Source organism: Nostoc flagelliforme FACHB-838 (assembly GCF_014698065.1).
GTDB lineage: Bacteria > Cyanobacteriota > Cyanobacteriia > Cyanobacteriales > Nostocaceae > Nostoc > Nostoc flagelliforme_B.
The window spans coordinates 1-8,490 of record NZ_JACJSI010000252.1; the positions used below are offsets into that span (position 1 = coordinate 1).

An 8,490-nucleotide genomic window follows, 5' to 3' on the forward strand; every position below is an offset into this window, starting at 1 on the left:
GAGTCCGTACTGTCTGGGTCTTGCGTACCAACCCTCTTCATCCCAACCAACGAAGCCAACTAACTTGCCCTGGCGATAGACTTTCGTACTAAATACTAGATAGTCAATCTCACTGTGGTACAAACCGAAAACAGTGCAAGCTTCTTTTAACTCCGACTCCAAGCGCTGATTCCGTTCCCGTGGGGTTTCTGGTAGAGTTGCTTTTACCTGCGCCACTCTTGTAGCGAACCAGTCCCGATCAAATGGTAGTCGTCCACCTTGCACAAACTGCACCCATACCGTAATCCCGCCTTCGATCCAGATGGTGCGGATTGATTCGGGTTGGACTTCGATAATCTCGCCAATGATGCGACGGTCACGAGATGTCAAGGGGTCTTGGGTGGGGGCTACAGCTTCGGCTTGGGATTCGAGGTGGCTGTCGAGTTCTGCTTGGGCTAGGGCTTGTTCGTCTTTGGAAGGAGCATCGGTAACTGTGACTATTTGATTAAGCTTAAAGCTTGAAGGTGCTTGATGTGTGCAAACGGATTGCGTCATAATTATATTCCTGACTCATGTTTTGGGTTAGGTTTTCACAAAAGGCGATCGCTCAGTTGTCCAGACCACGCGATCGCTTTTTGTTTATCTGTTACTTTATTGTATGACATTGTACGTTTTTTGTCAACCATATATGCCAATTTGTGACAAGATTTAGAAAAACAAGTTTATATTTGGATCACAGCGTCATACTCACTTTCAATGCAGGGTTAGAGGTAAATCACAAAATGAGAGCAGACGATAGGATCATTTTTCGGATTAACAGTACCGAGAAAGAAGCCTTCATGGCAAAAGTTCAGAAAGAAAACAAAAAACCATCTGAGGTCTTAATCAGTTTGGTGAGGAGATACCTGGAAGAGGAGGAGCAAAGTCAAACCCTAGACCTTGAACAAATAAAGTTAAGGCTCCAGGAACATGAAAACAAGTTAGAGATACTGGAGAACAAGCTATTGGGGGAATCAGCAGCCTGAGAGCAGAAAATACATCTCTCAGGCAATTACGTGAACGTATCCTGGATACGGTTAAAGAAAAGCCCGCCGATCATTAGGCGGGTTTTGTTTTTTATAGATCACTTTTGTACAACTATGTTAACCTAGTTGTCATACAATATGCTAACCCCTGATACTATTTTTAAGAAAACATCGGGGGTTGGTCATACAATTGTTACTTAAAATTATGGCTGAATAGAATTTACAATTCTTAAACTTAAATGACTTAACCAGCAAATGATTTAGCAGCAATCGTAAATTTAAATCCCCACTGTGAGTTTCTCAGGCTGTCAGAGGGGATAGTCACATGACCTTCAGACAAGTCTATGACTACACAAACAATACCAAATCTTCCTGCATCATGCACAGAGGTTAGTTCTAGGATTGATCATCGCATCTCTAAAAAAACCTCAGCACTCGATTACGCCAACCTCAACACCAGTATCCAGGAAACCTTCACCGCCATCGACCGATTCGAGTGGCAAGCGGTAGATGAAATCCTCCAGATGAGGGAACAGCAGCTTTACCTGCAAGCTGGATATAAAAACTTTGAAGAATACTGCCAGCGTGAGTTATGCGTCTGGGGTGGATACCGACGAATCAACCAACTGCTAGGAGCGAAAAAGGTTATAGACGCAGTTGGTGAATTGGGCGGACACATCAAGAATGAGCGTCAGGCTCGTCCGTTACTTCGCTTAGTCAAGGAACCAGAGAAACTAAAACAAGCTGTAGCGATCGCTCTGAAAGATAACCCGTCCCCTGGTGAATCAGACTTTGCTGCTGCCGCCCAAAAAGTGGTTCCTCAACTTCCACGCAAAAGGCAATCTATTCAGGAAGCATTGGTTCCCAAAATTGAAGAACCAGTGGTTCCTCAAAAAGCTATTGTCACAGTTTCACAACAGTCACACCCAAGGTATGGGGATTCGGGAGTGATTGAGGCAGACGCACTAAATCATTGGCAGCAGATTGTCACCTTTGCTGATGGCGAGAGGCTGTTGGTTAATAACACTGATTTAGATGCCCCCAGCGTTCCACTCTCCACAGAGCCAAGTTATCCACCACAATACTCTGAGGCGATCACTGCACTCAAAGAACAACACAAGCTTGAGTTAGAGCGCTTACAACAAGAATTGAGAATTGGGCTACAGTCAGAAGCCACTGCTAGGGCTGAAGAACAAGTAAGTGAGCAAATCCAATCCTTGCAAAACCTGTACAAGCAGCAGAGGGAGCAAAATATTCAATTGCAGCAGCGCCTAGACGAAATGGAGGGGTTACGAAAACTGGAGATTGAAAACCAACAACTCCTTTCTCGCATTCAGGAATTGGAACGCGCCGTAGAAGAACGTCCCTCGCAACAGTGGGGAAATACCATGACCCAGCAAGCGACTAAAGCTTTGAACAAGCAGGTCAAGCTTGCCCTGGAGAAAACTATTGATTTGCGATCGCTAGCGCAGGAACCACCCAAGGAGAACGCCCAAGAATGTTTACGACTCATGGGCATGGCTTTGAAGAATCTCGCCAACGCTATGAACAATACCCAAGCGCTTGAAGCTGCGGCGATAATTCTGGGGAGTGAGCCGACACCAACTGCGATCGCATATCGAGCCGAACAACTGGAAATGTTGCCCCAAGCAGTTAGTGAAATTAGGGCAGTGCTAGCTAAATCGGGGTGTACTTGGCAGGAGTTTTGGAATGTTGCCCAAGAGTACGAAGTGATTAAATCAGACTACTGGGCGGAATTGACCAGTGAAGAGACTGATTTAATTACCGCACTCCAGAAGTCATCTACTGAGCCGGACACAATCGGGCTTGGTTCTATAGTTGCTCACGCTGATCCTTACCGCACCTTATATGTGGAAAGGGGCGAGGTGGTGCAGGATTTAGGCGAGGAAGTCGTGGTGGTTTGGGATTGTTGGAAGGAGCAATCAAAAAAGACTGACAGGTATTTCCGAGATGAGTTGCGCTTTTGGCAAGGCTAAGTGATCTGTTGCCCATACCAGTAATTCTTTAGACAACCGAATACAAGTACCAAGCCCCGCATCACAGTCGGGGAAATTTCCGTGCGCCAACATAAACAGGAGATTGAAAGATGACTGCAACTATTACCAGACCCAAGCTCAAAAAGTCTGCTACCACTAAACCACAATCACCGTATAAGCGGCTTCATGTGATTATTCCCATAGAAGATATGCTCTGGGCATCGCAGCAAAAGCCTTCAGTTACGCAATTGTGGCAAGAATGTTGGACGGCTGACCCCTATGGTTCTCGGTGGATGCCTTTAACATCAGCTTTGGGGTACAGTACTTTTATCTCTGCAAAGAAAATTCTTTCCGAAAGCGGACTGTTTATTTTTAAGCCGGACAAATCGATTCAGGATGGCCGGGAGACGATGAGGTGGACTGTCAAAAATCTACATGGAAGCAGAATTAAGGATTTTTGGGAGAAAGGGGATTCTACGAAACCAGAACTAGATGCTGAAAAACGAGAATCAAATGCTGAAATCTCAGATAAAGATGCTGCCCCTGAAGAAATGGGTGCTTTAAATCAAGCATCTATTTTAGATCAAAGTGAGTCAGAGCAAGGGTTCTGTGAACCCTCACGAACTGGTCAGAAACTCCTCACAAACTCTTCAAAAGAGATTGTGAGGAGTTTCTCTGACACGCTTACAGGAAATTCGCGTGAGGAGGAGACGGCGAGTGCGCCCTTGGGGGGCGCTTCGCCTCTATCTGTCGAGGGCGTGTCAGAGAAAGAGAAAGACTTGCCTACGGCAATGGACTGTACATCGCTAACGCTTGTGGATGATGCACAGAGTAATCCCGCTTCGTTGTTGGCTGAAAAACAGGATTGTGGCGTTGAGCCGAGAGACCGTCATGAAGGTACTTGTTCCGCCGCGCCGCCTGCCCAAATTGAAAAATCTTTAACTTCAGCGATCGCAGATCAGAAAATAGAACCAAGTCGCCCCTCTGCTGAGTTGATGACTGAAAATTCAGTTACGGGTGGAGAAATGAAAGCGGATCATGAGGGTGAAAGTTCCGCCGCGTCTGTCCCCAGTGCTGAAAAATGGTCGCATGAGGCGATTGTTGCTTTTGTCAAATGTGCGACCTGAGCGTATGCAGAAACTCAAGGTTGCGGCGAATGCGGGGCAAAATCCGGGTTTTGACTTTTTGAAGGAGTGCTGGAATGACCCGGCTTTGCAAATTGTGATCAAGAAATTGCTGGTGAAATATCCGCAGTGGGGTATTGTGATTGTGGATGGGGTGCTGGTGAAGTGGAATAATTAGCGATCGCCTATCATAGAAAGAAGATCGCGCTTGAAAGCGAGTTATACCTTATGTCTCTGACAATCAAAGACTTAGAACAATTACAGTCACAGAATCCCGATTGGCAGATGGAGCTAGTAGAGGGAAACATCATCGTTATGGGCCCATGCGATTATGAGTCAGACGAAATTGGTTCTCGCCTGTTAACGTTTCTTAATATTTGGGTCATGCCTCGCAAGCTAGGCAGAGTTACAGGTTCCAGCGCTGGCTTTATCTTGCCAAGCATTGAAATCGGTGAAACTACGGGCGACCCAGAAAAAAGAAACTTACGCGCTCCAGATGTTTCATTTGTTCGGGCAGAACGACTCAAGAAAACTCAGCGTGATTTTGTGCAATTAGTCCCCGATCTCACGGTTGAGGTAAAATCTAAAAGTGACCGTATCAAACCACTGGAAGAGAAAATTAAACTATTCCTAGAACTTGGTTCTACAGTAGGTATTCTCATTGACCCTGACAAACTTTTAGTTACAGTTTATCGCCCTAATCAGGAACCAGTTATTTTAAGAGATAAAGACAAATTAGTAATACCAGAATTACTTCCAGGTTGGGAATTAGCAATAGCCGAATTATGGCCACCTGAATTTGAATAACTTAATTAGGGATTGAAACAGAGAATAAACGAGGAAAATAAATTTGTTCCGCTGCGCCTGTTGCCGTAAATGAATTTTCTTCAACTTCAGCGATGTCTAACGACAAGCCGTTTCACGTCTACGCTAATCAAACTCAGGGGCAGGTAGAACAGAGTTATTCTGCTTCTTTGTGGGATGAAAATTCAGTTTCGGGTGAAAGAGTGAAAGCGGATCATGAAGGTGAAAGTTCCGCCGCGCCCGTACCAAATCCCGAAAAGTGGTCACATGAGGCGATTGTTGCTTTTGTCAAATGTGCGACCGGAGCGTATGCAGAAACTCACGCGTTGCGGGAAATTCGGGGCAGAATCCGGAGTTTGACTTTTTGCTCTCATGTTGGAATGATGATCCCGCGAAAGCAGATTGTTGTTAAAAAGATGCTGGCGAAGTTTCCGCAGTGGGGTATTGCTTGTGTTGATGGGGTGCTGGTGGATTGGGAGGAGTAGCGATTTGAGTAGTTAAATCTTGACACTGGATGTCAAGGAAGTACTGATGCAATACTTCTCGAGTTTTGCATTTTTAACTCGGAATCGGGTTTAGGGTAAAGGGTACTGGGTTTGGGTTAAAAGTTTTTTCTTTCCCTTTTCCTTTTCCCCTTTTCCCCTTTTCCCCTTAACCGAGAAGTATTGAGTACCGATACTTGACTAAATAGAGCAAATGTACTAGTTTATCCTCAGTGATTCTTGTTTAGAACCATAAAAACAATGGAATTTTCTTACACTATTCTTTACGTAAAAAATGTTACTCAGTCAGTTGCTTTTTACGAAAAAGCGTTTGGGTTACACCAACATTTTATTCACGAAAGTGGACAGTATGCACAGATGGAGACAGGCTCAACAAAACTTGCGTTTGCCTCCAATGAACTAGCTAGCTCAAATCTAATTAATGGATTTCAAGAAAACAGCTTATCTGCTCAACCTGCTGGAATCGAAATTGCCTTTACAACAGATGATGTTGATGCAGCCTTCAATCGTGCTGTTGAGGCTGGTGCAATTAGTTTAGTTGTACCAAAACAAAAGCCTTGGGGACAAAAGGTTGGATATGTCAGAGATTTAGACGGTATTTTAATTGAAATTGCAAGTCAAGTTTAGACAGTTATCATAAAACACATAATTATAATCTATAGGACTCCTATTTGATTTCTGAACAAGACTAAGAGAGAATACGGAGATATGTAGAAGTATAACAAAAAACAATAATGAGTCAGCATATACAAACTGCCACACTGACAGTAGAAATATCACAGGAACAGTCAAGGGAGGAAATGTTAGTGGAAGCAATTGCAGGGAGCGCCCTGGAGGATGTGATCGCGCTCACTACAAGATTTTATGGCTCTGCATCCAGATACGTGTGAGGTAAGGAAAGCGTTGGCAGTAAAGCTGGTTTATCAAGGTTACTTATATGATGAAATCCAACAAAAAATACCATTGACTACCTACAATACTTGCTAGCCGACTCTCCCGACCAGCAATTACTAATTTTTTGGGATGGTGCTAGTTACCACTGTTCCAAAGAAATTCGAGGTTTTTTGGACTCTGTTAATCAAAGTTTGCCAACCGAGCAATGGAAAATACATTGTGAACGCTAAAGCCCCCAATTGCCCAATACAAAATCCAATTGAAGATATCTGGTTACAAGCCAAGACATGGGTTAGACGTTTTTGTGCTTTGGTTCCAACATTTTCTCATTTAAAGTGGATGTTTGAGTGGTTTATTAGACCACTACCTTTGATTTCGACACTTTACAGATGTACGGAGCTTATTCAAAAATCAAATAGGATTCCTATATGGTCTAGAAATGCCATATTCATCAAAGCAACTAGCACATAGTTTAGCGCCAAATTCCACGGCTTTACCCGCTTTCCCTCAGACAATTGGACGGAGATGTGGTTGGCAGTAACAGAAACTTTAGGATTCATTAAATTGAACTCTGGGCTACATAGTTCCGTAAAAATGCTAAAGTTTTGATGGTATAATGTAAAGACTTTTCTTAACCCTATCACTAAGATTTACCTGTTTGACAAAGACTTGATGTTGTGAATTAACATAAATAAAATGGTTTAAGGAATCACTTCACTTTTTGCGAAAGTAATGCGGATATTGCCATAGCTTTCAGCATCTCCAAGGGAGCTTCTATCCTCAAAAATTCCATTATTGGTACTACCCATACCTGCAAAATTGCTGTTGAAATATAATCCTAAGCCGTAATAATCACTATTAATCCGTGTAAATAAACCTTCGTTTATAAAGCCAAGTATGTTGTCTTGAATGTAAGCAGTGTTGCCAGGTAAAGTCTTAGATAATCTTCGCAAAACAGTGTTGGCAGAGTCTAGCAAGCTCACAGTCCAATTTGTCAAAAATACTTGAGAAGTACTAGAAGTAAGTAATGACTCCACATTCACTGTATAAGTTCCACAAAAAGAACCACCATGCAACTCCATTGGTAATCCTAATGACCCAAGCTCAGATGTACAAGCAAAATTTCCCGAAATACTAAATGTTTTGGAATTGACATCTATTGCTGGGTCTGTCTCACTAACGCCAATTGCTACGGTGGTATTTTCTAGCGATAACTTTTTTAAAGATATTGCACAAGACATAATTCTGATTTCTCCACATTCTGCTAGAGCAGAGGTCTTAGGTGTGTACTCATTGGCACATCTTTGATGATGCCAAACTCAAGGCACTGCTATAACCAGATTTCAAAAAGTAAAGACCAGTTTTATGCTGTTAGGAGCAGCCTACTATGCTTTCAATTAATTCGGGTATCTTCCTTGAGATAGATTTTGGGTCATCGTGCCGAAACGGTTTTTTGTACGTTAACAGATTTAGATAACCTTCTAAAGCCTGCCTAGTAGTTCGCCAAGTTCACTTGGCGGGGTAAAGGAGAAGGTGGGGGCCCACTTTGTGGGGATAAGGGGCAGAAGGAAAGGTTTTAAATTTTGACACGATGATCCCAAATATCCGCAGTGGGGGATTGCGTGTGTGGATGGGGTGCTGGCTGATTGAATAGGTGAGGAGTTGGGTTCGGATGTTATTCTACAGGAATTTGGCAAAGTAGGTCTGGTAACATTTTCGTAAAGATTCAGGTTTGAATGCACTAAGAAAAGCTGAAAGCTCGTCTGGGCTGGGTGTTGGGGGTAGGGTGTCGGGTGTCGGGAAAAATCAAGAAAATCTTATATGAGTGGGGATACAAATAAATTTCTGACTCACTACACCCACTCAGCCACACCCCACACCCAAAAGCCTGATATATAATGGGTTTGCCGTTATCTTAGTGCCATTCGATTCAGATTTAAAAGGGTATTCGCTAAAATATTTATAGATATACTTGGGCTAAAGGTAACTTAATCTGTTACCAAGTGCTGTTGATATTATGACCGAGTTACAGCGCTTCCGGCTATTATGCAATAGACTTGTCCGAAATATTAACTTAGGAAAAGAAAAATGGTAAAACGTTTAAGTAAGTGTCTACCATTTTTCTGTATTAGTTATGGTTTTTGATTATATCCAGAAGTATCCG

At 43.1% G+C, this 8,490-nt stretch carries 11 protein-coding genes and 1 pseudogene; 9 read left to right on the forward strand and 3 right to left on the reverse strand.

What is annotated here, in order from left to right:
* Window positions 1–534 (reverse strand): hypothetical protein (locus H6G97_RS39510; protein WP_190946096.1); only part of this gene is annotated, 534 nt, incomplete at its 3' end.
* Window positions 535–761: 227 nt separating this feature from the next.
* Here H6G97_RS39510 and H6G97_RS39515 point away from each other — a divergent pair.
* The 9 genes and pseudogenes from H6G97_RS39515 to H6G97_RS39550 all read left to right on the forward strand — a co-directional run.
* Window positions 762–1,004: a hypothetical protein gene (locus tag H6G97_RS39515; protein ID WP_190946097.1), complete on the forward strand. Its 243-nt coding sequence runs from the start codon at window positions 762–764 to the stop codon at window positions 1,002–1,004.
* 344 nt (window positions 1,005–1,348) lie between these two features.
* Window positions 1,349–3,001, forward strand: a complete 1,653-nt coding sequence (locus tag H6G97_RS39520; protein ID WP_199349979.1) for a hypothetical protein — start codon at window positions 1,349–1,351, stop codon at window positions 2,999–3,001.
* Window positions 3,002–3,111: 110 nt separating this feature from the next.
* Entirely contained in the window at window positions 3,112–4,128 is a 1,017-nt protein-coding gene (locus tag H6G97_RS39525) for a hypothetical protein (protein WP_242055879.1), read from the forward strand.
* Between the two features lie 4 nt (window positions 4,129–4,132).
* On the forward strand, window positions 4,133–4,303 hold the full coding sequence (locus tag H6G97_RS53750) for a hypothetical protein (protein ID WP_242055880.1): 171 nt from the start codon (window positions 4,133–4,135) through the stop codon (window positions 4,301–4,303).
* A 50-nt stretch (window positions 4,304–4,353) separates the two neighbouring features.
* Window positions 4,354–4,932 (forward strand): Uma2 family endonuclease, encoded by a 579-nt coding sequence (locus tag H6G97_RS39530; RefSeq protein ID WP_190946098.1) that lies wholly within the window; start codon window positions 4,354–4,356, stop codon window positions 4,930–4,932.
* A 92-nt stretch (window positions 4,933–5,024) separates the two neighbouring features.
* A complete protein-coding gene (locus H6G97_RS53755) occupies window positions 5,025–5,414 on the forward strand; it encodes a hypothetical protein (protein WP_242055881.1) in 390 nt (129 codons plus the stop codon).
* A 258-nt stretch (window positions 5,415–5,672) separates the two neighbouring features.
* A complete protein-coding gene (locus tag H6G97_RS39540) occupies window positions 5,673–6,059 on the forward strand; it encodes a VOC family protein (protein ID WP_190946099.1) in 387 nt (128 codons plus the stop codon).
* 107 nt (window positions 6,060–6,166) lie between these two features.
* Window positions 6,167–6,322: a hypothetical protein gene (locus tag H6G97_RS39545; RefSeq protein ID WP_190946100.1), complete on the forward strand. Its 156-nt coding sequence runs from the start codon at window positions 6,167–6,169 to the stop codon at window positions 6,320–6,322.
* 60 nt (window positions 6,323–6,382) lie between these two features.
* Window positions 6,383–6,745, forward strand: a pseudogene (locus H6G97_RS39550) (IS630 family transposase); the annotation flags it as partial.
* Here the strand turns inward: H6G97_RS39550 and H6G97_RS51970 are convergent.
* Both H6G97_RS51970 and H6G97_RS39555 read right to left on the reverse strand, forming a co-directional pair.
* On the reverse strand, window positions 6,731–6,886 hold the full coding sequence (locus H6G97_RS51970; RefSeq protein ID WP_206759149.1) for a hypothetical protein: 156 nt from the start codon (window positions 6,884–6,886) through the stop codon (window positions 6,731–6,733). The pseudogene H6G97_RS39550 and the gene H6G97_RS51970 sit on opposite strands and share 15 nt — an antisense overlap.
* Window positions 6,887–7,027: 141 nt before the next feature.
* On the reverse strand, window positions 7,028–7,567 hold the full coding sequence (locus H6G97_RS39555; RefSeq protein WP_190946101.1) for a PEP-CTERM sorting domain-containing protein: 540 nt from the start codon (window positions 7,565–7,567) through the stop codon (window positions 7,028–7,030).
* Window positions 7,568–8,490 lie beyond the last annotated feature (923 nt).